A 23,104-nucleotide genomic window follows, 5' to 3' on the forward strand; every position below is an offset into this window, starting at 1 on the left:
GCCGACCGTGGCCGCCGAGCCGAAACGGGAACTGCAGCGCGACGCCGAGCGGACGCGCGCCGAAGTGCTTGCCATCGCCACCGAGGTGTTCGCCGAGTCCGGCTACTCGGGGGCGCGGGTGGACGAGATCGCGGAGCGCACCAGGACCACCAAGCGGATGATCTACTACTACTTCGGCGGCAAGGAGCAGCTCTACCTGGCGGTGCTGGAGAACGCCTACCGCGGAATTCGCGAGGCGGAGCAGAAGCTGCAGGTAGACCACGTCGACCCCGTCGTGGCAATGCGCCGCATCGCCGAGCTGACCTTCGACCACCACCTCGATCACCAGGCCTTCATCCGCCTGGTATCGATCGAGAACATCCACCGCGGCGCGTTCATCAGCCAGCTCGACTCGTTGCGCACCATGTCACGGCCCGCGACGTCGCTCCTCGACGAGATCCTCGAGCGGGGCCGGGCGGCCGGCGCCTTCCGTGCCGACGTCGACGCGCTCGACGTGCACATCGTCATCAGCTCGTACTGCGTCTTTCAGGTCGCCAACCGGCACACCTTCGGATTCCTCTTCGGCGTCGACTTCACCGAGCTGTCCCAGCGCGCTCACCTGCGCCGAATGATCGGCGACGTCGTCGTCGGCTGGCTCACCACCCACTAGACCGAGATCCCCGTCACCGATTGGGGGTTGACGAGACCGGCGCCACACTGCTCTACTTTCTGTACGTACCAGTTAGTACATTAAGCAGAACGGTGAACCGTGGCGATGAACTCCTCCCCCGCCGGCCCCTTCCTGGTCGGCCTCGTCGGTATCGGCGTGGGGCCCTCCCTCACCCCGGCAATGCACATGGCCGAGGGCCGCGCCAACGGCCTGGACTACGTCTACCGCACCATCGATCTCCGTGAGATCGGCGTTGCCCCCGAACGGATCGGCGAGGTCCTCACCTGGGCCCGCGCTCTCGGCTACGACGCACTCAACGTCACGCACCCCTGCAAGCAACTGGTCATCGAACACCTCGACACCGTTGACGACGCAGCCGCCGCCCTCGGCGCCGTCAACACCGTGGTCTTCGAGAAAGATCGCACCGTCGGCTACAACACCGACGCACCCGGCTTCGCCACCGGCTTCCGCGAGGGCCTGCCCGGTGCACACACCGCCAACGTCGTGATGCTCGGCGCCGGCGGCGCGGGAGCCGCCGTCGGCCACGCCCTGCTCGAACTGGGCGCCGACCACCTCACCGTCGTCGACCTCGACGTCGACCGCGGCGCCGCGCTGGCCCACGAGCTGTCCGCCAGGCACCCCGAGGCCAGGATCGACGCGTCGGCCTTCGACAAGCTCGCCGTCCTTCTCGCCCAGAGCGACGGCATCGCGCACTGCACCCCGACCGGCATGGCCGACCACCCCGGTATGGCCTTCGACGAGTCGCTGCTGCACCCCGAGCTGTGGGTCGCCGACATCGTCTACCGCCCGCTCGACACCGCGCTACTCGCCGCGGCACGACGGGTCGGCTGCCGCACGCTCGACGGCGGTCACATGGCCGTGCACCAGGCCACCACCGCGTTCGAGCTGATCACCGGCATCACGCCGGACGCCGCGAGGATGTCGCGGCACTTCAGAAGCCTCGTCGGCTGATCCGCACAAATTACCGAGATGTCCGCAGGAAACTAGGAGGAATCCGATGACCGTCACCAACCGCAACTCAGCAGGCGGTGCACCTCCCGAACCGGCGCGCACGCCGGTACGTGCCGCGCTGGCCAGCTTCATGGGAAGTGCGGTCGAGTACTACGACTTCTTCCTCTTCGGCCAGGCCGCAGCGCTCATCTTTCCCAGGGTGTTCTTTCCCGCCGGCGGAGGTCAGGGCGCGCTGGTGATGTCATTCGCCACCTTCGGCGTCGCATACTTCGCCCGCCCCGTCGGCGCGTTCGTGCTGGGCCACTACGGAGACCGGATCGGCCGCCAAAAGGTCTTGATGTTCACCATCGTCCTGATGGGTGTCTCGACCTTCGCGATCGGCTGCCTCCCCACGTATGGCACGGCCGGCTACCTCGGGCTCGGACTGCTAGTGCTTTGCCGACTGCTGCAAGGCTTCTCGGCCGCGGGCGAGCAGGCGGGGGCCAGCTCGCTGACCCTCGAGCACGCCCCCGACCACAAGCGCGCGTTCTACACGTCCTGGACGCTGACGGGAACCCAGGGCGGTCTCATCCTGGCGTCGCTGGTGCTCATCCCGTTCGTGTCGCTCTCGGACGAAGCCGAACTCTCCTGGGGCTGGCGCGTCCCGTTCTGGCTCAGTGCGGTCGTCGTCCTGGTCGCCTACTTCATCCGCCGCAAGCTGCACGAGACACCCGAGTTCGAAGAGGCCAAGGCTGCGGGCGACATCGCGAAGATGCCACTCAAGCCGCTGATGCGCGACCACTGGCGCGACGTGCTGCGGGTCTTCTTCTGCGCCTTCATCGCCGCGGTGTCAACGGTCTTCGGAACCCTGGCCATCGCGTACGGCAAGAAAGTGGGCCTGCCCGCCGACCTCACGCTGTGGTTGGTGGTCGTCGCCAACGTCGTCGCGCTGGGCACCCAGCCGCTGTTCGGCATGCTCGCCGACCGGATCGGCCGCAAGCCGGTCTTCGTCTACGGCGCCCTGTCCTCGGCCGCGCTGATGCCCTTCTACATGCTCTCGATGAGCAATGACGACCACGTTCTGACGTTCGTCCTGGCCATCGCCACCTTCGCGTTCGGCTACAGCGCCGCCAACGCGGTGTGGCCGTCGTTCTACAACGAGATGTTCAGCACCAAGGTGCGGTTCTCCGGAGTCGCGATCGGCACCCAACTCGGATTCCTGGTGGCCGGCTTCGCGCCGACGATCGTGACCGCGCTCGGTGGCATCCGGGAGGGTGGCTGGGTGGTCATCGGCATCTTCACCGCCGTCGTGTGCGTCATCGCCGCCGCCGCGGCGCTGACCGCCCGCGAGACAAAGGACGTTCCTACCGCGCTGCTCGGCCAGAAGGGCCAGCAGTCGGCCAGGGATCTGATCGACCACTAGGACGACTGAGCCGACGGATGCCCTGCGGGCTGCTGCCCGCGGGGCATCTTGGCGTGTGGCCCTAGACTCTTCGGCGTGCAGCCGATCCCCGTCATCGCCCTGACCGGATACCTCGGCGCAGGCAAGACGAGCCTCCTCAACCACGTACTGCGCGCACCTGGCGCGCGGATCGGCGTCGTCATCAACGACTTTGGCGACGTCAACGTCGATGCCGCGTTGGTCACCGGTCAGGTCGACGAGCCGGTCTCGATCGCCGGTGGCTGCGTCTGCTGCCTGCCCGACGACGGGACGCTGGACGAGGCACTACAGAAGCTCGCCGACCCGCGACTGGCCCTGGACGCCATCATCGTCGAGGCCAGCGGACTGGCCGAGCCCGTCGCGGTGTCGCGCCTGATCGGATTCAGCGGCGTCGAACGGGTGCGGCCCGGCGGTGTCGTCGACGTCATCGACGCCGCCACGCACTTCGACGTCGTGGACCACGGCGGGGTTCCACCCGCGCGGTACGGCGCGGCATCGCTGGTGGTGGTCAACAAGCTCGACCAGATCCCCGAAGGCGACCGCGCCGTCCTGCTCGAGCGCATCGAACTGCGTGTGCGCGAACGCAATCCGCACGCCCACGTCGTCGGCGCCGTCGGAGCCAGGATCGATCCGGCACTGCTGTACGACGCCGCCGAGTCCGTCGAGGCCACCGGCCAGCTGTCCTTCCGCGAGTTGCTCATCAATGCCGACGCCGCCGACCACGATCACGTCCACGACCACGTCCATGCCGCCTCGGTCACCGTGACCGGCGACGGCTGCGTCGATCCCGGCGCGCTCTTCGACCTTCTCGAGAAGCCGCCCGCGGGCGTGTACCGCATCAAGGGCACGGTCGCCGTGCGGCACCGCGCCCGCATCCGCCGCTACGCGGTGAACGTGGTCGGCACGTCGATTCACGTCGCCGCCGCGCCGCCGAAGGCGAAGGCGAATTGTCTGGTGGCCATCGGAACGAATCTCGACGTCGACGACGTACGCCACCGCGTGCACGCCGCACTGGCCCCGCGAGAGACCACGGTGTCCGACGTCGACCTGCGGCGACTGCAGCGGTACCGGCGGCTCAGTTTCTGAGATGCACCCAAAGCCGTTTGCCCCGGCTGACTTTGGCGACGGCGGGACGATGCTCGAACCTGCACAGCACGCCGAAGTGATCCGACGGGAACACCCTCGGCAGCGCATAGTCGATCGGCTTGGTGCCCAGCAACTCGATGTGGGTCGCCACCCACTGGTCGCCCTTCACCAACACCCGGTCGAACCGCACGTGCCGGTGCTTGTTCTTCATGTCGTAGCGCATCAGGTTGATCGACGTGTCCTCGGTGAAGCCGTCGTCGTCGGGCCGCAGGGTGGGCCACACGTCGCGGTAGTCCCTGGAGATGATCCCGTTCTCGGTGTCGCGCATGTTGAAATCGCCGAGGACGAGCGCACTTTCGGATCTGCGCAGGGAACGGAAGATCATGCGCAGCTGGCGCGCCCTCAGGCCAGAGGCGGCCTTTCCGCTCTCCAAGTGGATCGCGGCGACGCGGAGATCCTGGGCGTTGACGGTGAAGTCGGCGACCAGAAAGCCTCGATCCAACCGGGTCGGCAGGCTTGCGTAGGCGACGCGGTTCACCGGCAAACGCGACAGCAGCAACATGCCGTAGTTGAGCCCGTCGCCGGTGAACTCCGCGCGGCGGTAGTGCTCCCTGATCCACGGCTGATCCAGGAACGTGGTCAGCGCCTGCGGCGTGACCTCCTGAAACACCATGACATCCGGGCGATTTCGGGCCAACACGTCGCAGATCGCCCGGTAGCGTTCCGGCGCGTAGAACTCGTTGAACCAGATGTTGAACGTCGCCACCGTCAGCCGGTCGCGCCGCAACCACGCGCTCGCTTCGGAGTCGGTGGCCCGCCAGAGGCCCGACGCCGCGTCGAAACCCCCGACGGGAATCGCGCGGCGACGAGTTCTCAACGGCCGCTCACGCCCGGCGCAGGGTCAGTTCGGTGATCTCGCTAGGCGCGAACACCCGAAACGGTGGACCCCAGAAGCCGGTCCCTCGGCTGGTGTAGAGCTGGGTCCGTTCACCGTGGGCGCTCAGCCCGTGCACCGACGGCTGGTCGAGCCGAACCATGAAGTTGAACGGCCAGATCTGCCCGCCGTGGGTGTGCCCGGAGATCTGCAGGTCGACACCGGCCCGGATCGCTTCGGCCACCTGCTTGGGCTGGTGCGCGAGCAGCAGCACCGGCAGCGTGGGATCGGTGCCTGCCAGCGCGGCGTCGAGGTCGGCGCCGTGCCCGTCCAGCCCGGACCCGCGTGCGGTCGCGTCGTCGACCCCCGCGACCACGAGCCGGTCGCCACCGCGCTCGACGACGACGTGCCGGTTGTGCAACGCATTCCAGCCGATGCCATCGACGTAGTCGAGCCAGGCCTGCGCCTCGCCGTAGTACTCGTGGTTGCCGGTGACGTAGACGCGGCCAAGCTTGCCGCGCATCTCCTCGAGTGGGCGCGCCTGGACGTCCCTGGCGGCCACGGTTCCGTCGGCGATGTCGCCGACGTGGCACACCAGGTCGGCGTCGAGCTCGTTGACCCGGTCCTTCACTCCGACCGACCACCGGCTGCGGTCGATCGGGCCGTAGTGGGTGTCGGTGATCATCGCCACGCGCAGCCCGTCGAGTCCCGCGCCGAGTCGGGGAATCACGACGTCGACGCGCTTGACCCGGGGAACCCGCATCGCCTCGGCGTAGCCCCACGCGAGCAGGACGACGACGACCGCGACGATCACCCCGGCCACCAGTCGTGAACGCGTCGGGTCGGCGACGCCGAACACCACCAGCGCCAGCCGCAGCAGCTGTGCGAGCACTGACCAGACGAACAGCACCCAGACCCCGCCGAGGAGCGCATCGGCGGTCACTGCGGCCCAGTCCGGCCGACGGCCACCGTGGCCGAGGAACATCAGCGCCGGCAATGCCACGAAGGCCGCGGCAAACACCAACGTGCCAACGACCACCGCGGGCGTCGGCCACTGCGTCCCCGCCGCCAGCAGGTTCCACCACGGCACGGCGAGCAGGATCGTGACGATGCCGAAGACGAGGGTCAGGCGGAACAGCCTGCTGCGGGACCTCCCGCGCGGGGCATCTTCGACCTGAACGGACTGGGATTCTGACATCGCGCGAACGCCTCGATCTGTCTCGTGGGGCAGTACCTGCGAGGGTACCTGCGGCAGGCAGCCGCGCTCGACGTCGCGATCGGTGGCCCGGCGCTCCGGTGGTCGCCCCCGCCGGGCGGTTGCCGCGACCTCGCCTACCGCACCACAGCGAGTTTTGCCCGGTTGCTGATCAATATGCCGGTAGGTGGCGTGAGTACCGTTGTCGCGCAACGACTTGCGATGTCAGTACCGCGTTACTGACACCCCTGTGCGCGGCAGGACCGACGATCTCCCATACGGCGGGTCGAGACGGCCTTCCGCGAACGAGGGGGCTCGACATGGCGCATGCATTCATGCCGCATCCGGGGATGCTTCATCTTCCTGCCATCCCGAAGTGGTGGACGGACACCACCCACTCGGTGCAGGCGACCATGCATCGCGCGGCGGCGGTCCGCACGGACGGCGCCCGCCGGGCAACGCCACGCCCGCCCGGGCGAATGAGCTACCTCGACTCCTCCAGCATGGATCGGGCGATGCATCGACTGTGAGCGTTCGCGCGGGTCACTCTCGGGTCGGGGCTCGCCGCGGGCTGAGCAGGGTGGCCAGCTGATCGCGCGTCGTCGTCCCCGTCTTGGTCATGGCGCGGTAGACGTGGGTCTCGACCGTGCGGCTGGACAGCGTCAGACGGGCGGCGATCTCGCGGTTGGACAGGCCTTCCCCGATGAGCATGACGACTTCGCGTTCGCGGTCGGTGAGCGGCAGTCGCTCCGAGGCCTGGCGCAGCGCAGGCGTGATCGCACGGCCGCATCGACGCGCGAGGTCCTCGCCACGCGCCGCGCATCCCAGCGACGAGCCGCGCAGATCCGACCGGCGGTACACGAGGGCCGCATGACACACCGCGTCGACCGCGGCCACCACGTCGCCCATGCGCTCAAGATCGTCCGAGACGGACTCCAATTCGGCGGCGTCACCGGCACGTAGAGCCTCCGCGAAACGGGCGGCAATCTGCACCCGAGGTCCCTCCACCGTCGCCTCGAGTGCCCGCAATCTGGTCGCGCAGGTGCGGTCGCCAAACTGCGTTGCGGTCTGCAGGCACATCACCTCGGCTGCGAATTGACCGTTCTTGCAAGCCGTTTCGGCGGCCGCCAGCACCGTCGCGATGGCGTCGGTGACCAGGCCGGTGCACGCGGCAACCCACGCGCTGGCAATCGCATGCTCGTAGTGCAGGTACCGCCAGCTCGGATGCCGCTGCTCGTCGAGCGCCGTGAGCGCCGCGGCGGCCCGTTCCGTCTCGCCGCGCATCGCCAGCGCAGCCGCGTACGGAATCTGACACCGATAGCTCCAGCCGTTGGTCTCGCCGGAGGCACCCAGCGACTCGACGATCGGTTCGAGCAGCCCGCAGGCGGTGTCAAGGCGACCCGCGCCGAGCGCGGCGCGACCGGCCAGCGCCGTGCCGAGGACCACGAACTGGCTCGCCGGAAAGTCGGCGGCCAGCCGACGCAGCAGCTGCGCAGGCTCCTGCGCCTCGGCGATCTGGCCCGCCAAGAGAAGGGCGCTCACGTGACCGTCCGCGATGATGACGAACGAGCGCACTGGGACGAGGTAGCCCGATTCCGCCGCGGCCGCGGCCTCCGCGGTGCGACCGGCATCACCGGCGGCGACGGTCGTCGCCCACGCACTCAGTCGGGTGGCGAGGACGTCGGGCAGTCGATCCCAGACGAACGTCTCCGAGAACGCCCGGACGGCATTCGGCCTGCCCATCGCCGCCCAGTAGACGGCGAGGAACGCGTCGAGACAGCTCCGCGCGTGTCGCGGCGTGCTGGCCCAGGCGTCGTCGATCAACTTCTTGGCGGCGGTGGGGTCAGCCAGCGTGAACAGCCTGTTGGTGGCCCGCCGGAACGCCAGCCGGGCGGCCTGCGTGTCGTCCAGGTCCCCGACCGGAATCCCGGCCAGTACGGAGTCGGCCTCCACCCCCCTGCCGAGGCACGACAGCACGTAGGCACGGACGAAGTTGGCCTCGACGACGTCACCGGCCCGAACTGCGGCGCTTGCCAGCCGGTCAGCGAGCGGAAGATCCCACATCCAGGCCGCCCCCTGTGCCGCCCTGACGAGGAGGCCGACGTCGGGCTCGAGGTCGGAGTCCAGGCTCAACGCGGCGCGGCGCACCACGACCCGCAGATCGTCGCGGTCCTCGGAGCCTGCGAGCTCGGCATCGACCAGCCCGCGCAGGCGACGCAGCCGGACGGGCGGCGCGCGGTTCCTTCGCACCTCGCCGTAGAGCGGGTGCGCGACGCGGGCCTCGACTCGATCGTGGACCCGGTCGAGCGTGATGAGGCCGCGCTCGTCCGCCTCCTCGACCGCGGCCGGATCGGTGATCCTGGTCAGCGACCGCAGGTCGATGGGTTCACCGACGGCGAGTGTGTCGATCACATCGCTGACCGACGGCGGCAACGATCCGATCCGGGACTCGATGAGTTCGACGAGGCCCGGCGGCATGACGGGATCGCCGATCCACCGCCAAAAGCCGCGATGTTCGACGATTCGACCGTCGTTGACCTCCTGCTCGACGATGTTGCACAGGTACAGGACGTTGCCCCTGGTGAGCTCCCAGAGTTTGAGTTCGGCGTCGGGGTCGAGCGGCCCGCCCAGGGTGGTTGCGACCAGGGCGGCCGTGTCGTGTCGCGAGAGTGGTTGGAGATCAAGGCGGTCGAACCGTCCGACCTTCCATACCTCGCGTGTCGCAACGCGTACGGGCTCGTCGTCGCGGACGGTGAGCACGGCCTTGGCCTGGTGCCGCTCGACGATCTGGTGCACGACGAACGTCGACAGATCGTCGAGCAATGGGACGTCGTCGACCCCGATGACGACCTGGGTGCCGGGTGTCCGAGCGGTCAGGGAGTCGATCACGGTGCGGATCAGCCCGAGCCGGTCGGCACCTCCCGGGCCCACCCACTTGGCAAGTGCGCCAAGGGGAATCGTGCGCGCCGACGTCGTCCCGACGATCCAGTGGACGGCACAGCCATTCGAGGCGGCCCTGTCGAGCGCTTCGCGGGCGATGCGGCTCTTGCCCACGCCTGCGGACCCGCTGATGACGATTCCCGACGCGTCGGGATCCGAGATTGCGTCGTCGATCATCCGCATCTCGGTCATTCGGCCGGCTAGCGGCCAGGCCAACCGCACGTCCACAGATTAGGAGGCCCCCGCGTTCGATGTTGCAGACTCGTCAATATCACCCCCGGGGTGATTTCGGCGCGTAAACGTTCGGTGCGCGAACGTTAGCGCGCCCGAATCACTGGAAAACGCGGGTCACGTGGCATCCGTCCACGCGAAGAACTGTTCGGCGGAGAACACCGGCTTGCCGAACTCCAGCGCCTTTCGCGCCTTGCCGGACTGCGTGCCCACCTCGGCGGTGACCAGGACGTCGCATCGGGTCTTCGACACCGTCTCCACCGGCACCAGGCCCTTGAGCTGCGCAAGCCGCTTCATCTCGTCACGTGACACCACGCGACCCTGCGGATCCTCCGCCATCCCGGTGAAGCACACCCGCACCCCGGGCATCAGGACCGCGGCGATGTCGTCCCCGACCAACGCCGCGTGCACGGACTCGTCGACGATCTCCACGCCCAGCAGCATCTCGGCCTCCAGCAGCCGCGCCATCGCCTCCTCGGTCAGCCTGACCCGCGCCGCGGCGGCCTTGAGCTGATCGGCCACCGACTGGCGGGCCGCGGCCAACCACGGCGTGTCATCGATCGCTCGCACCCGCACATCGGCGGCGCTCTCACGGCCCAGCAGGATGCCGCCGACGCTGCGGCTGACGTGCAGCAGTGCCGACAACGCCGGACGCTGCTGCGAATGGGGCGTCGGCATGTCGTGGTCGCGGCTCACCAGGTGACCCGAGAACGCCTCGACCGGTTCGGGCTCGGCGAATGGCGTGGAGCCCGCGTCGGTGCCGCCGACCCGGTCGTGGGCCTTCAGCATCGCCGTTGCTCGCTCCAGGGCGGTGCGCCCGGCCAGGTCTCGACGCGTCCGTGGTTCCAGACCCGCGTCGGGCAGGTCGATGCCCATCGGCATCGCGGTCACCAGAGAAAGGCGCTTGAGCTCGAAGTCGACGAGCCCGAGCACCTCGTCGATCCCCACCCCGACCGGCGTGCACCCCGCCAGCATCGGCGCGATCAACCCCCACGCCTCCGCCAGCGTGGGCGCCAGCAGGACGTCGGATGCGGTGATCCCGTATGCCTGCCTGGCGTCGGCCAGGTCGCGCTGCGGATTGACGACGGTGGTGACGGCGGTGCCGTCGTCGAAGGCGACGGCGAGCTCGACGGGTCGAGGTCGCGACATGCGACCCTCGTCGCCGACGGTCAGGATCCCGATGGCGCAGTAGCGGCGGGCGTGACCGTCGGCCACCGCGTCGTTGAGGAAGCGGGCGATGCGCCGATCGGTCTTGAGGTCCTTTGGCAGCACCGGCCGCTTCAGAACCAGGCCCTTCATCGACGTGCACCGGCTGAGCGCGACGTAGAGCTGGCCGAACGAGAACATGCCGCCGGTGAGATCGACCACCATCCGGTCCAGCGTCTGCCCCTGACTCTTGTGGATGGTGATCGCCCACGCGAGTTTGAACGGCAGCTGCGTGAACGTGCCGATGACGTCGTGGCGCAGTGCGCCGCCGTCGACGACGGGGCGGGTGGCCTCCCAGGTGAACGGGGTGACCTCCACCGTCTCGCCGTCGGTGAACTCGACGAGCACCGAGCGGCCGGTGATCTCTCCCACGACGCGACCGAGGGTGCCGTTCACCCAGCGATCGGACGGGTCGTTGGTCAGCATCATCACCTGGGCGCCGATCTTGTACCGCAGCACCTCGTCGACGGGCGGATCGAAGAGGCTCAAGTCACCGGCCTGCCTGGCGTGGCTGAGGATCTCCTCGCCGGCAAGGCGCTCCAGCTGCTGACGGTTGCGGGCCGACACCAGCCGGTTGGTCGGCGCGAGCGTCAGCCAGAATTCGTCGTCGGGCGGGACGAAGTCGGGATCCGTTCTGGCATTCAGCTGCTCTCGCGCGTGTCCGAGGAGTAGGCCCTCACGAATCTCGTTGAGGATGGCCGTCATTCGATCATCACCCAGCTGGCGGAAGACCGTCGTGAGAGCCACCGTCGGAAAGTCGTCGCGGCGGAAGGAGTCCGCGGAGAAGAAGTACGGCGTGGCGTAGCGGGTGGCGAAGTAGTCGGCCTCGGCCTCCTGAACCACCGGCGGCAACTGATAGAGGTCGCCGACGAGCACGATCTGCACGCCGCCGAATGGCGTGCCCGGCACGGGGCCGAACCGTTCGAGTGCGGCGGCCAGCTTGTCGAACAGATCGGCGCGGACCATGGACGCCTCGTCGACGATCAGCGTGTCCAGCGCCGCCAACGTCTTCGTGAAGCGGCCCGGCCGGTAGCTGCCCGAGCGCACCTCGTCCAACGACGTCGTCGGCGTGAAGCCGAACAGCCGGTGCACGGTGTAGCCGTTCACGTTGAGCGCGGCGATGCCGGTCGGGGCGACGACCACCACGTTGCGCTCCGTCTCCGCCATGAATCGACGGATCAGCGTGGACTTGCCGGTGCCCGCCTTGCCGGTGAGGAAGACGTGGCGGCCTCCTTCGAGGAGTGCGAGCGCGGTGGCGAACTCGTCGGTGAGGACGAACTCGCGCGCCGCCCTCGTGTCCCCGCTCATCCGTGCGATCGTCTCACGCCCCCAGTGGCCACTTATCGCACGCTTCAAGGCGGAAAGCGTGTCGTAACTGGCCACTCGTGGCGCCGCGATTATCGGTTGACCCGGCCCGGCCAATACCATCGAGGGTGCAATGACCGAGAATGCCCCAGGTGTCATGACCGCCGCCGACGAGCGGGCGGCAGACCGCATCACCGCAGAAGCCCGCCGACGGCGCACGTTCGCCGTCATCAGCCACCCCGACGCAGGCAAGTCCACGCTGACCGAGGCGCTGGTGCTGCACGCCAACGTCATCACCGAGGCGGGCGCCATCCACGGCAAGGCGGGGCGCCGCTCCACCGTGTCGGACTGGATGGACATGGAGAAGGCGCGCGGCATCTCGATCACGTCGACGGCGCTGCAGTTCCCCTACCGCGCGCCCAGTGGGCAGGACTGCGTCATCAACCTGCTCGACACCCCCGGCCACGCCGACTTCTCCGAGGACACCTACCGGGTGCTCACGGCCGTCGATTGCGCCGTGATGCTCATCGACGCCGCCAAGGGCCTGGAGCCTCAGACGCTGAAGCTGTTCGAGGTGTGCAGGCTGCGCCGCATCCCGATCATCACCGTGATCAACAAGTGGGACCGGCCAGGCCGCGACGCCCTGGAACTGCTCGACGAAATCCAGTCCCGCATCGGCCTGCGACCCACCCCGCTCACGTGGCCGGTCGGCATCGCCGGCGACTTCAAGGGCGTGCTGGACCGCCGCACCGGAAACTACATCCGCTACACCCGCACCGCGGGTGGCGCCAAGGCCGCCCCGGAGGAACACCTCACCCCCGACGCCGCGCACGACGAAGCGGGCATCGACTGGGACAACGCCGTCGAGGAATCCGAACTGCTGGCGGCCGACGGTTCCGACTACGACCAGGACACCTTCCTTGGCTGCGCGACGACGCCGCTGCTGTTCACCTCGGCCGCGCTGAACTTCGGCGTCAACCAGCTGCTCGACGTCCTGGTCCAGCTCGCCCCGTCGCCGCACGGGCAGCTCGACGTCGATGGCAACCGCCGCCCGGCGGAAGCGCCGTTCAGTGCCTTCGTGTTCAAGGTGCAGGCGGGCATGGACTCCGCGCATCGCGACCGCATCGCCTACGCCCGGGTCTGCTCGGGAACCTTCGAGCGCGGCGAGGTGCTCACTCACGCCACCACCGGCAAGCCGTTCGTCACCAAGTACGCGCAATCGGTGTTCGGACAACAGCGTTCGACGCTCGACACCGCGTGGCCCGGTGACGTCATCGGGCTCGCCAACGCCAACGTGCTGCGACCCGGCGACACCCTGTACCGCGACGTCCCCGTGCACTACCCGCCGATCCCCAGCTTCTCGCCAGAGCACTTCGCCGTCGCGCGCGGCACCGACCCGAGCAAACACAAGCAGTTCCGCAAGGGCATCGAACAGATGGAGCAGGAGGGCGTCGTCCAGGTCCTCCGGTCGGACCGCCGCGGCGATCAGGCGCCCGTCTTCGCCGCCGTCGGCCCCATGCAGTTCGAGGTGGCCAGCCACCGGATGGCTGGCGAGCTCAACGCGCCGATCACCCTGGAGCCGCTCCCCTACACGGTCGCGCGCGCCGCCGATCCCGACGACGTCGAGTTCTTGGCGCGCCAACCCTCGGTCGAGGTCTTCACCCGAACCGACGGCGTGATCCTGGTGCTGTTCTCCACGAAGTGGCGCCTGGAGGGCTTCCAGCGGGACAACCCGTCGGTGAAGCTCACGTCACTGGTCGCCGCGGGCGACGACTGACACGCCTCAGACGTACCGCACGATCTCGTTCCAGACGACCGCCTGGGCCACGACGGCGCGCCCAGCGTCGAGGCTGATCGCCGGGTCGCCGTACAGCTGATACCCGAGCTCGAGGGCGTCGCTGACCCGTCGGCAGAACGCCTCGTCGTCCGGTCCGGTCAGCAGGCGGTACCGCGGGAGTCCGTTCGGTGGTTCCGACATGACCCGATGGTGCCAGAGCGTCAGTGCGCGACGGCGACGACGGTCGGGCCCGTCTCGAGGGCCCGCGGCCTGAGCACCAGGCTGAACCCGAGGGCGACGACGCCGATCGCCGCACAGATCCACAGCGCGGTGGTGAAACTGCCCACCGTGCCCGATCCCACGACCGGTCCGGCCCATGCGAATCCGATCGACGAGCCGACACCGAACGCGGCGTTGCTGATGCCGGGCAGCGACCCCGGCTTGCCCTCGGGGGCCTGCGTGACACCCAGCACGCTCATCGCGGTGAGCGTCACCCCCATGAACGCACATCCCAGCGCGGCCATCAGCAGAATCAGCGCGCTCCGGTTCTGCGCGAACACGGCGAGCAGCGCGGTCACCGCGATCGAGCCGACGATCCCCGCCCGCAGCACCGTGACGAAGCCGATCCGCACGGCGAGCCGGCCGATCAACGGTGCGGTGATCAGCTGCACCACCGCACCGGGGGTGAGGAACAGGACCGCCGTCGTCGTCCCGTCGAGCCCGAACCCCGAGTCGGGGTCCTCCGCGATCTTCAGGATGATGAAGCCGACGATCACCATGAACGACGCCATGTTCAGAGTCGTCGCCGCGATCAACGGCCATGCGTAGCGCGACCGCATCTGGTCGATGTCGACCAGCGGTGTGGCGACCCGCTTTTCGGCCACCCGCTTTTCGAACATGACGAGCAAGGCCAACGCCACGATCGCGACCACGATGAACGTCAGGGCCAGCGGCGAGGACCAGCCCGAGTCCCCGCCACTGGAGATGAACAGGATCAGCGCAGCGACACCCAACCCGATCAGGGCGGCGCCCACCCAATCCATCCGCCCCGACGCCGTTCGGCCCGGCTCGTCCGACGGCACTGCCCTCCAGCCGAACGCGATGCCCCCGACGCCAATCACCAGGATCAGCATGAAGATCGAACGGTAACCGAAGCGGTCTGCCAGGAACCCGCCGAGCAGGGCGTCGACCCCTGCCACGCCACCGTTGACCGAGGTGACCACACCGCAGCAGACGCCAAACGTGGCTCCGCTGAGGCGTTCTCGCATGATCAGGAACGCCAGTCCGAACGTGACGTTGCAGGCGCCCTGCATGACGCGACCCGCAAGTACAACGGGAAGCGACGTGCCCACCACGCACAGAACGGTGCCCACGCACAGCAGCGCCATGATCGCGAGCAAGACCCGCTTGCGGCCGATGTAGTCGCTCCACCGGATCAGGACGACGTTCGCGACCGCCCCGGCCAGATAGAAGTAGGTCGACATCGCCGCGAACGAACCCTTGCCGAGCTCGGTCTCGATGTCGTAGAAGGCCGGTCCGAGCATGGTGGCGTTCAGCTGGAACGAGATGACCGACAACACGAGGGCGGCAACCATGAACACGACCTGGCGCTGGGACAGCACGCCCGCGCCGTCCGAATCTGTCGCGGAAGGGGTCTGACTCACGACGATCGCATTCTGGTGGCCGCGCCTTTCGCGATTCGGACATGGCAACGCTGATTCTGGCGGGAACTCTAGTGCCAGTGACGGCCCCGGGTGTGACGCTAACCAGCGAACCCGTGCGCCACGCCGCCCCTCACGACACCGCGAATGAGCGGCACCCCGGGGCGATACGCCAGATGGACGTGGCTCGGTGCGTCCAGACTCGCGAAGTCGGCCCGCTTTCCGGGCGCCAAGGTCCCGACGTCGTCGCGGCGCAGGGCGCGGGCGCCCCCGGCCGTCGCCGACCACACCGCCTCCGCGGGAGTGAACTTCATGTCCCTGACCGCCACGGCGATGCAGAACGGCATGTTCGTGGTGTACGAACTGCCAGGGTTGCAGTCGGTGGCCAGCGCGACGGTCACGCCTGCGTCGATCATCCGGCGAGCGTCCGGCCATTGGGCCCTCGTCGAGAACTCCGCACCCGGCAGCAGGGTCGCCACGGTGGTGCCCGCGGCCAGCGCCTCGACGTCGTCGTCGGAGGCGTACGTGCAGTGGTCGACGGACGCGGCCCCGAGCTCGACTGCGAGTCGTATGCCCGCGCCGGGGCCGAGCTGGCCGGCATGCAGGCGCAACCCAAGGCCCGCAGCTTCTCCGGCGGTGAGGATGGCGCGCGCCTCGTCGACGTCGAACGCCCCACGGTCACAGAACACGTCGATCCAGCGGGCGTCAGGGGCGCACGCGGCCAGCATCGGGCCCGTGACCAGGTCGACGTAGCCCGCCCGGTCGTCGCGGAACTCGGCCGGCACCACGTGTGCGCCGAGAAAGGTTGTCTCGCTGGTGAATTGGCGCGCGACGGCCAACGATCGCGCCTCGTCGGCGACCGTCAGCCCGTAGCCGCTCTTGGTCTCGAAGGTGGTGACGCCTGCGGCCAGCAGCTCGCCCGCGAGTCGCACGACACCGGCGGTCAACGCCGCGTCGTCCGCGGCGCGGGTGGCCGCCACGGTGGTCGCGATGCCGCCCGCCGCATACGTCTGGCCGCTCATCCGGGCGGCGAATTCCGCGGACCGGTCGCCCGCGAAGACCAGGTGGGCGTGGCTGTCGACGAAACCGGGAATGACGCTGTCGCCGTTGAGATCGACGTGCTCGTCACACTGTGGCGCATCACCACGCGTCCCCACCCAGGCGACGACGTCGCCCTCGACCGCGATGGCGCCGTCGGAGACGACACCCAGCGCGCTGCCGTCGCCCTGCGCGGGGTCGTTGGTGACGAGCTCGGTGATACCGGTGTACAGCGTGCTCACGGAACCTCCACTAGGTCGGCGATCGCCGCGGACAACTCGGCGGCCGCATCGACGAGGACGTGCCTTCGGTCCGCCACGACCACGCGGCCGTCGATCACCACGTCGGTGACGTCGGGCGCGGAGGCGGCGAACACCACGGTCTCGACGGTGGCGCCACCGCCCGCCGTCCGCACGGAGTTCAGGTCGACGGCCACGAAGTCGGCGCGGGCCCCGACCTCCAGCCGGCCGGCGTCAGTCCAGCCGAGCGCATGCTGTCCGCCAATGGTGGCCGCCTCCAACAACGTCGAGGCGGAGATGACGCCACGCTCCTCGCGGGCCAGGCGTTCGTCGAGTTCGACGGCGCGGGCCTCCTCGAACAGGTCGATCACCGCATGGCTGTCGGAACCGAGGCTGAACGTTCCGCGGGTGTTCAGCAACTCGGGCGCGGGCCCGATCCCGTCGCCGAGGTCGCGTTCGGTGGTCGGGCAGAAACACACGCCCGTCGCCGAGACGTCCAATGCGGTGATGTCACCCGCCGTCAGGTGAGTGGCGTGCACGGCGGTCGTCCGCGGGCCGAGTACGCCCGCGTCCCGCAGCACGGCGGTCGGCGTGCGGCCGTGGACTGCGACGCACTGGTCGATCTCGGCCCGCTGCTCCGAGGAGTGCACGTGCAACGGCCGCTCGTGGGCCGCAGCCCACTCGACCACTGCGGGCATGTGCTGGACGGGAACCCCACGCACCGAGTGCAGTGCGGCCCCGACGAGCACGTCCGGTCCGGATCCCGCGCGGGTACCGACCTGCTGGGCAAGGGCTTCCACACGTTGCGCCCAGCCGTCGCCGCTGCCGTCGCCGAACCGCCGCTGGGGTCCGTCGTGCAACGGGGTCCCGTCCGGGGCCGAACTGAGATAACACGTGTCGAGCAGAGTGAGACGCACGCCTGCGTCGGCGGCGCCGTCGATCAGGGCGTGCCCCATCGCATTCGGTTCGGTGTACGGTCGGCCGTCGACGTCGTGATGCAGGTAGTGGAACTCACCGACCGACGTGATGCCCGCCAATGCCATCTCGGCGTAGACGCCGCGGGCCAGCCGTCGGTAGCGGTCGGGGTTCAGCCGGTCGGCCGCCCGGTACATCAGGTCGCGCCACGTCCAGAACGATCCGCGGTCCCGCTGGGTCCTGGCCCGCAGCGCGCGATGGAACGCGTGCGAATGGGCGTTGCCCAGCCCGGGGATCACCAAGCCGGACAACCGGTTCGACGACGGCGTCGGCGCAGCGTTCGACCGCAGCGACGTGATGTGTCCTGCGGTCACCTCGATCAGCACGCCGTCCTCGACGGTGTCGCCGCCGAGCCACGCGTGCTGGCACCACCAGCTGCTCACTGGCCGACCCAGTCGATCATCACGTCGGCCAGCGCGATCGCACCTTCGTTGCAGTCGGATGACTCGGCGAACTCGGCCGGTGAGTGCGAGACGCCGGTGGGGTTGCGCACGAACAACATCGCGGTGGGCACCCGGGCCGAAAGGATGCCTGCGTCGTGGCCCGCGGCGGTGTGCAGGATGGGGATCTCACCGAGGCGGTGCAGGGACTTCACCAGGCGGGTGCGCGGCCCTTCTGGGAACTCGACGATCGGCGTGATGGATTCGGCGATCACCTCGAGGGTGACGGCGTCGCCATCGGCATGGCGCAACGCGGCGGCGGAGATGCCGTCGACCAGCCCGGTGAGCGTGGCCTCGTCGGCTGCCCTGGCGTCCAGCCAGGCGCGGATCTCCGACGGGATGGCGTTGGCCCCGTTGGGCGCCACGATCACCTTGCCGAACGTGGCGACCGCGTCGCGTGCGGCCGCCTCGGCACGTGCCGAGTGCACGGACGAGGCGAAGGCGAGCATGGGATCGCGCCGGTCCACCAGACGCGTCGCGCCCGCATGGTTGGCCTCGCCACGAAACGTGAACTCCCACCGACCGTGCGGCCAGATCGACGACGCCACCGCCACGGGCGCACCGATCAGGTCCAGCGCACGACCCTGCTCGACGTGCAGTTCGACGAACACCCCGACGCGGGACGCCAGCTCCGGGTCTTCGCCGAGGTGCTCCGGATTTCGGCCTGCCCGAGTCAGCGCCTCCGCCAACGTGATTCCGTCGTTGTCCCGCAATCCACGGGCGCGGTCGGCGCTCAGCGCCCCCGTCGACAGTTGCGAGCCCACGCACGCCACGCCGAAGCGTGCCCCCTCCTCGTCGGAGAACGCGACCACCGCGACGGGAATCGTGGGCACCACCCCGCGCTCGCGCACCACGTCGACCGCAGCGAACGCCGACACCACCCCGAGCGGTCCGTCGAACGCGCCCCCGTCGGGCACGGAGTCCAGGTGCGACCCGGTCACGAATGCGCCGTGCGGGTCTCCCGTCCAGCCGGGCGGCAGCCACCACGCCCACAGGTTGCCGTTGCGGTCGACCTCGACGTCCATCCCGCGCTGCTCGGCACATCCGACGAACCACTCCCGCAGGGCCAAGTCGGGATCCGACCAGGCAAAGCGGCGGTAGCCACCGGTGCCAGGATGCCGCCCGACGTCGAGAATGGTCGGCCAGAGGGTGTCGAATGCCGTCACGCGTTCTCCTGCATGGGAATCCGGACGCCGCGCTCGCTGGCCACCTGCGCTGCGTGCTCATAGCCTGCGTCGACGTGCCGGATGATGCCCATCCCCGGGTCGTTGACCAGGACCCGGGACAGCTTCTCGGCGGCCAGCTCGGTGCCGTCGGCGACGCACACCTGACCGGCGTGGATGGAACGCCCCATCCCGACCCCGCCGCCGTGGTGGATCGAGACCCACGACGCCCCGGATGCGGTGTTCAGCAGAGCATTCAGCAACGGCCAGTCGGCGATCGCGTCCGACCCGTCGAGCATGGCCTCGGTCTCGCGGTACGGCGAGGCGACCGAGCCCGAATCGAGATGGTCCCTGCCGATGACGATGGGCGCGGACAACTCGCCAGATGCGACCATCTCGTTGAACTTCAGTCCGGCTCTGTGTCGTTCGCCGTAGCCGAGCCAACAGATGCGGGCGGGCAGACCCTCGAACGCCACCCGTTCACCCGCCATGGTGATCCAGCGGCGAAGATGCGCGTTGTCGGGGAACAGCTCGAGGATGGCCCGGTCCGTGGCGGCGATGTCGGCGGGGTCACCCGAGAGGGCGGCCCAGCGGAACGGGCCCAGTCCCTCCTCGAACTGGGGCCGGATGTAGGCGGGCACGAAGCCGGGGAACGCGAAGGCCCGGTCATAGCCCGCCTTGCGCGCCTCGTCCCTGATCGAGTTGCCGTAGTCGAAGACCTCGGCCCCGCGATCCATGAACCCGACCATGGCCTTGACCTGGCGGGCCATCGACAGCTGCGCCTGCTCGGTGAAGTAGACGGCGTCCTTCTCGGCCATCTTCTTCATGTCCTCGAACTCGATGCCCACCGGCAGGTACGACAGCGGGTCGTGCGCAGAGGTCTGGTCGGTGACCACGTCGATCGGCGCGTCGCGCTCGAGGAGTTCCTCGAATACCTCCGCGGCGTTGCCCACCAACCCGATCGACAAGGCGCGCTTGGCATCACGGGCTTCGACGGCCTTCGCGAGCGCGTCGTCGATGCTCGTCGCCTTGGTGTCGAGGTAGCGGTGTGCGATGCGCCGGTCGATCCGGGTCTCGTCGCAGTCGACGCAGATGGCGACGCCTTCGTTCATCGTGACGGCCAGCGGTTGCGCACCACCCATGCCGCCGACCCCGGCGGTGAGGGTGATGGTCCCGGCCAGGGTGCCGCCGAACTTCTTGCGGGCCACCGCGCCGAAGGTCTCGAACGTGCCCTGCAGAATGCCCTGGGTGCCGATGTAGATCCACGACCCGGCCGTCATCTGCCCGTACATCATCAGGCCCTCGGCCTCGAGCTTGCGGAACTGCTCCCAATTGGCCCAGTCGCCAACGAGATTCGAGTTTGCCAGCAGCACGCGCGGCGCCCACACGTTGGTGCGGAACACGCCGACGGGCTTACCGGACTGCACCAGCATCGTCTCGTCGTCCTCGAGTGACCGCAGCGTGCGGACGATCGCGTCGAACGCCGCCCAGCTGCGTGCGGCCCGACCGGTGCCGCCGTAGACGACCAGATCGTCGGGGTGTTCGGCGACCTCGGCGTCGAGGTTGTTCATCAACATGCGCAGGGCGGCCTCCTGTTGCCAGCCCTTGCAGGAGATCTCGGATCCGCGCGCGGCACGGACGGGACGGGGCCCGGAGACTCCGGACGATTCGGTCATGACATTTCCTCCATGAGATGCGGCGTGGGACTGCTCAGTTGGGTCGATACGCGCGCGGCGGCGTCCGCGAGCTGCCTGCCGTGGTCTCGGGCTTCGATCGACGTGAGCCGATAGCTGGGAACGACAAGGCTCAGCGCAGCGACGACCCTGGCCTCGGAGTGCACCGGGCACGCGATGGCGGTGACGTCGGCCTCGACGCCACGCTCGACGACCACGAACCCGTCGTCGGGAGTCTCACCGCGCAGCGCATGGCCGACGGCCGACTGGTCGAGCGGCACGGTTCTACCCACCCAGCTGGTGTGCCGGACCGAGTGCGTGCCCTCGACGATGCCGATGTAGAGCGCGGCGTCGCGGTGGCCTTCGACGCTGAGGTAGACGGACTCCCCCGTCTTCTGCGCCAGCTCCTCCATCGCGGGCCTCGCGATGTCGACCAGCGACTCGTTGGACAGCGCCTGGGCGCCGAGCTGGATGAGGCGACTGCCGGGCCGGTAGAGGCCAGACTCCGCCCTGGCGACGAATCCGGACGTCTCCATCGTGCGCAGAATCCGAAGCGCGGTGCTCGGGGCCAGGTCGCAGTCCCTGGCACAGTCGGCGAGACTCGCGGCGCGCCGGTCGCACACCGCGGCCAGGAGGGCAAGGGCCCGTTCCACGGTCCGGGTGGGGGTATCCGTCACTGCCACCTCCTCGATGTTGCCACTAGATGAAATCTAACTGCTATCTAGCGGAATGCAACCCTTTCGGCGATCATGGTCCTGCCAGCGTTGTGCTCGGGGAACGGAGGTCTGGGATTGATCGAGTTGAACGGGAACGGCACCATCGCCGACGTCGTGGCCCTCGCCGACCGTCGTGACAAGGTCGCGGTCGCCCCGCAGGTCATCGACGCGGTCGCGCGCATGCACGAGAAGGCCGCCGACCTGAGTGCCCGCATTCCGACGTACGGCCGCACCACCGGGGTCGGAGCCAACCGCGTCACACCCGTTCCTGCCGACGACCCGGAGTACGGCATGCGACTGCTGCGCAGCCACGCCGTCGACGCGGGCGAGCCGCTGGGCGATAGGACCGTCCGCGCCATGCTCGCCGCCCGCCTCATCCAACTGTGCGTGCCAGGCGCAGGCCTCGACGCCGCCATCCTCGACGGCCTGGTGCGGATGCTCAACGACGACGCGCTACCCGAGATCCTTCAGTACGCGTCCATCGGCACCGGCGACCTGGCGGCCCTGGCAGGCACGGCGCTCACGCTGATCGGCGAACGGCCCGCCTCGGCACCGCTGACCTTGATGCCGCCGTGGGGGCCCGACAGCGCGCTGCCGTTCATGAGCAGCAGCGCGCTGACGATCGGTCGCACCTGCCTCGCGCTCGACGAACTCGCCCGCCTCGACAAGGCCTCCAGCGTCATCTATCTGCTGAGCTTCCTTGCCCTGGAAGGGAACTCGTCGACGTTCTCCCCCGCCGCGGCCCGCGCTGCTGCCGCGCCGTGCGTCGAGGACCTCGCCTTCCGTCTGCGGAGCCTGCTGACCACCGCGGAGCACCCCGACGGGGCGCCGAGCCGCATTCAAGACCCCTACGGCCTTCGGGTGTATCCGGTGGCGCAGGCCAGCGTGGTCGCCTCCCTGCACACCCTGGCCAGGCAGGTCGAGCGCACCTTGAACGCGGCGCAGGAGAATCCACTGTTCGGCGAAGAGGACGTCATCCATCACGGCGCGTTCTACCAGGCGTCGCTGTCGCTCGAGCTGGACGGCATGACCCTGGCCCTTGCCCTGACCTCACCCATCACGTACTCCCGAGTGCGGATGCTCAACGATCCAGATAGCAACGGCGGCAACGCGTTCCTCGCTGGCGGCCCCGAGGGCTCGTCCGGGCTGATGATGGTCGAGTACGTCGCGGCGGGCGCCATCGCCGAGATCCGCAACGCCGCACAACCGGCATCGGTCGGCTCGCTGGTGCTGTCCCGCGGCGCCGAGGAGGACGCGACCTTCGCGCCGCAGGCCACGCTCCAACTCGAGCGGTCCGTCGCCGCCTACCGGGTGTTGCTGTGTTGCGAGTTGGTCGGCGCCGTGCGCCTGCTGCGGCAGCGTGGTCTGGAGAATCGCTTCTCCGGCGCCATCGGCCAGGCACTCGCGTTGGCGGCGGAGCTGCCCCGCAACGACGAGGACCGCGACCTGCGCGGTGATCTCTCGACCGCTCAGTCGATCCTCGACGCACTCGGCTGCCTGGTGGACGACGAGTAACAGTCGATGCGGGGCCGGATTTCGGTGCG

Annotated in this window: 18 protein-coding genes; 7 read left to right on the forward strand and 11 right to left on the reverse strand. The window is 69.0% G+C overall.

Annotated elements, in window-relative coordinates:
• Positions 1–7 precede the first annotated feature (7 nt).
• The 4 genes from ABW137_RS37600 to ABW137_RS37615 all read left to right on the forward strand — a co-directional run bounded on the left by ABW137_RS37600 (position 8) and on the right by ABW137_RS37615 (position 4,127).
• Complete coding sequence (locus ABW137_RS37600; RefSeq protein ID WP_526408382.1) at positions 8–649, forward strand: TetR/AcrR family transcriptional regulator; 642 nt, start codon at positions 8–10, stop codon at positions 647–649.
• 105 nt (positions 650–754) lie between these two features.
• Positions 755–1,621 (forward strand): shikimate dehydrogenase family protein, encoded by an 867-nt coding sequence (locus ABW137_RS37605; protein ID WP_526408384.1) that lies wholly within the window; start codon positions 755–757, stop codon positions 1,619–1,621.
• Positions 1,622–1,667: 46 nt separating this feature from the next.
• Positions 1,668–3,023 carry an MFS transporter gene (locus tag ABW137_RS37610; protein WP_526408386.1) on the forward strand — a complete coding sequence of 452 codons (1,356 nt, stop codon included), beginning with the start codon at positions 1,668–1,670 and terminating at the stop codon, positions 3,021–3,023.
• A gap of 75 nt (positions 3,024–3,098) precedes the next feature.
• Positions 3,099–4,127: a CobW family GTP-binding protein gene (locus ABW137_RS37615; protein ID WP_526408388.1), complete on the forward strand. Its 1,029-nt coding sequence runs from the start codon at positions 3,099–3,101 to the stop codon at positions 4,125–4,127.
• Here ABW137_RS37615 and ABW137_RS37620 read toward each other — a convergent pair.
• Both ABW137_RS37620 and ABW137_RS37625 read right to left on the reverse strand, forming a co-directional pair.
• A complete protein-coding gene (locus ABW137_RS37620; RefSeq protein ID WP_526408390.1) occupies positions 4,117–5,004 on the reverse strand; it encodes an endonuclease/exonuclease/phosphatase family protein in 888 nt (295 codons plus the stop codon). The genes ABW137_RS37615 and ABW137_RS37620 overlap by 11 nt on opposite strands.
• A gap of 7 nt (positions 5,005–5,011) precedes the next feature.
• The gene (locus ABW137_RS37625) at positions 5,012–6,199 is read right to left on the reverse strand and encodes a metallophosphoesterase (protein ID WP_526408392.1); all 1,188 of its coding nucleotides are present in this window, start codon (positions 6,197–6,199) and stop codon (positions 5,012–5,014) included.
• Between the two features lie 317 nt (positions 6,200–6,516).
• Here ABW137_RS37625 and ABW137_RS37630 point away from each other — a divergent pair, with 317 nt between their 5' ends.
• Entirely contained in the window at positions 6,517–6,726 is a 210-nt protein-coding gene (locus ABW137_RS37630; RefSeq protein WP_526408394.1) for a hypothetical protein, read from the forward strand.
• Between the two features lie 13 nt (positions 6,727–6,739).
• On the opposite strand, the gene ABW137_RS37635 is transcribed toward ABW137_RS37630, so the two are convergent.
• Together ABW137_RS37635 and ABW137_RS37640 are read right to left on the reverse strand one after the other, a co-directional pair.
• Entirely contained in the window at positions 6,740–9,358 is a 2,619-nt protein-coding gene (locus tag ABW137_RS37635; protein WP_526408396.1) for a helix-turn-helix transcriptional regulator, read from the reverse strand.
• Positions 9,359–9,484: 126 nt separating this feature from the next.
• A complete protein-coding gene (locus tag ABW137_RS37640) occupies positions 9,485–11,881 on the reverse strand; it encodes an AAA family ATPase (protein ID WP_526408398.1) in 2,397 nt (798 codons plus the stop codon).
• A 130-nt stretch (positions 11,882–12,011) separates the two neighbouring features.
• Between ABW137_RS37640 and ABW137_RS37645 the strand changes: the two genes are divergently transcribed.
• A complete protein-coding gene (locus tag ABW137_RS37645) occupies positions 12,012–13,655 on the forward strand; it encodes a peptide chain release factor 3 (protein ID WP_526408400.1) in 1,644 nt (547 codons plus the stop codon).
• 6 nt (positions 13,656–13,661) lie between these two features.
• Here ABW137_RS37645 and ABW137_RS37650 read toward each other — a convergent pair whose 3' ends face one another.
• The 7 genes from ABW137_RS37650 to ABW137_RS37680 all read right to left on the reverse strand — a co-directional run bounded on the left by ABW137_RS37650 (position 13,662) and on the right by ABW137_RS37680 (position 21,521).
• Positions 13,662–13,856: a DUF1737 domain-containing protein gene (locus ABW137_RS37650; protein ID WP_526408402.1), complete on the reverse strand. Its 195-nt coding sequence runs from the start codon at positions 13,854–13,856 to the stop codon at positions 13,662–13,664.
• 20 nt (positions 13,857–13,876) lie between these two features.
• Positions 13,877–15,319 (reverse strand): MFS transporter, encoded by a 1,443-nt coding sequence (locus tag ABW137_RS37655; RefSeq protein WP_526408404.1) that lies wholly within the window; start codon positions 15,317–15,319, stop codon positions 13,877–13,879.
• A 98-nt stretch (positions 15,320–15,417) separates the two neighbouring features.
• The gene (hutI, locus tag ABW137_RS37660) at positions 15,418–16,596 is read right to left on the reverse strand and encodes an imidazolonepropionase (RefSeq protein WP_526408406.1); all 1,179 of its coding nucleotides are present in this window, start codon (positions 16,594–16,596) and stop codon (positions 15,418–15,420) included.
• Positions 16,593–17,951 carry a formimidoylglutamate deiminase gene (locus ABW137_RS37665; protein WP_526408408.1) on the reverse strand — a complete coding sequence of 453 codons (1,359 nt, stop codon included), beginning with the start codon at positions 17,949–17,951 and terminating at the stop codon, positions 16,593–16,595. Before ABW137_RS37665 ends, hutI begins: the two co-directional genes overlap by 4 nt.
• Positions 17,948–19,174: an allantoate amidohydrolase gene (locus ABW137_RS37670; RefSeq protein WP_526408410.1), complete on the reverse strand. Its 1,227-nt coding sequence runs from the start codon at positions 19,172–19,174 to the stop codon at positions 17,948–17,950. Before ABW137_RS37670 ends, ABW137_RS37665 begins: the two co-directional genes overlap by 4 nt.
• The gene (gene hutU / locus ABW137_RS37675) at positions 19,171–20,847 is read right to left on the reverse strand and encodes a urocanate hydratase (RefSeq protein WP_526408412.1); all 1,677 of its coding nucleotides are present in this window, start codon (positions 20,845–20,847) and stop codon (positions 19,171–19,173) included. Before hutU ends, ABW137_RS37670 begins: the two co-directional genes overlap by 4 nt.
• On the reverse strand, positions 20,844–21,521 hold the full coding sequence (locus ABW137_RS37680; RefSeq protein WP_526408414.1) for an IclR family transcriptional regulator: 678 nt from the start codon (positions 21,519–21,521) through the stop codon (positions 20,844–20,846). The genes hutU and ABW137_RS37680 overlap by 4 nt, the downstream gene beginning before the upstream one ends.
• Positions 21,522–21,635: 114 nt before the next feature.
• Here ABW137_RS37680 and ABW137_RS37685 point away from each other — a divergent pair, with 114 nt between their 5' ends.
• Positions 21,636–23,075 (forward strand): aromatic amino acid lyase, encoded by a 1,440-nt coding sequence (locus ABW137_RS37685; protein ID WP_526408416.1) that lies wholly within the window; start codon positions 21,636–21,638, stop codon positions 23,073–23,075.
• Positions 23,076–23,104: the final 29 nt, after the last annotated feature.

Origin of the sequence: Mycobacterium sp., assembly GCF_040509115.1 — a bacterium.
Classification (GTDB): Bacteria; Actinomycetota; Actinomycetes; order Mycobacteriales; family Mycobacteriaceae; genus Mycobacterium.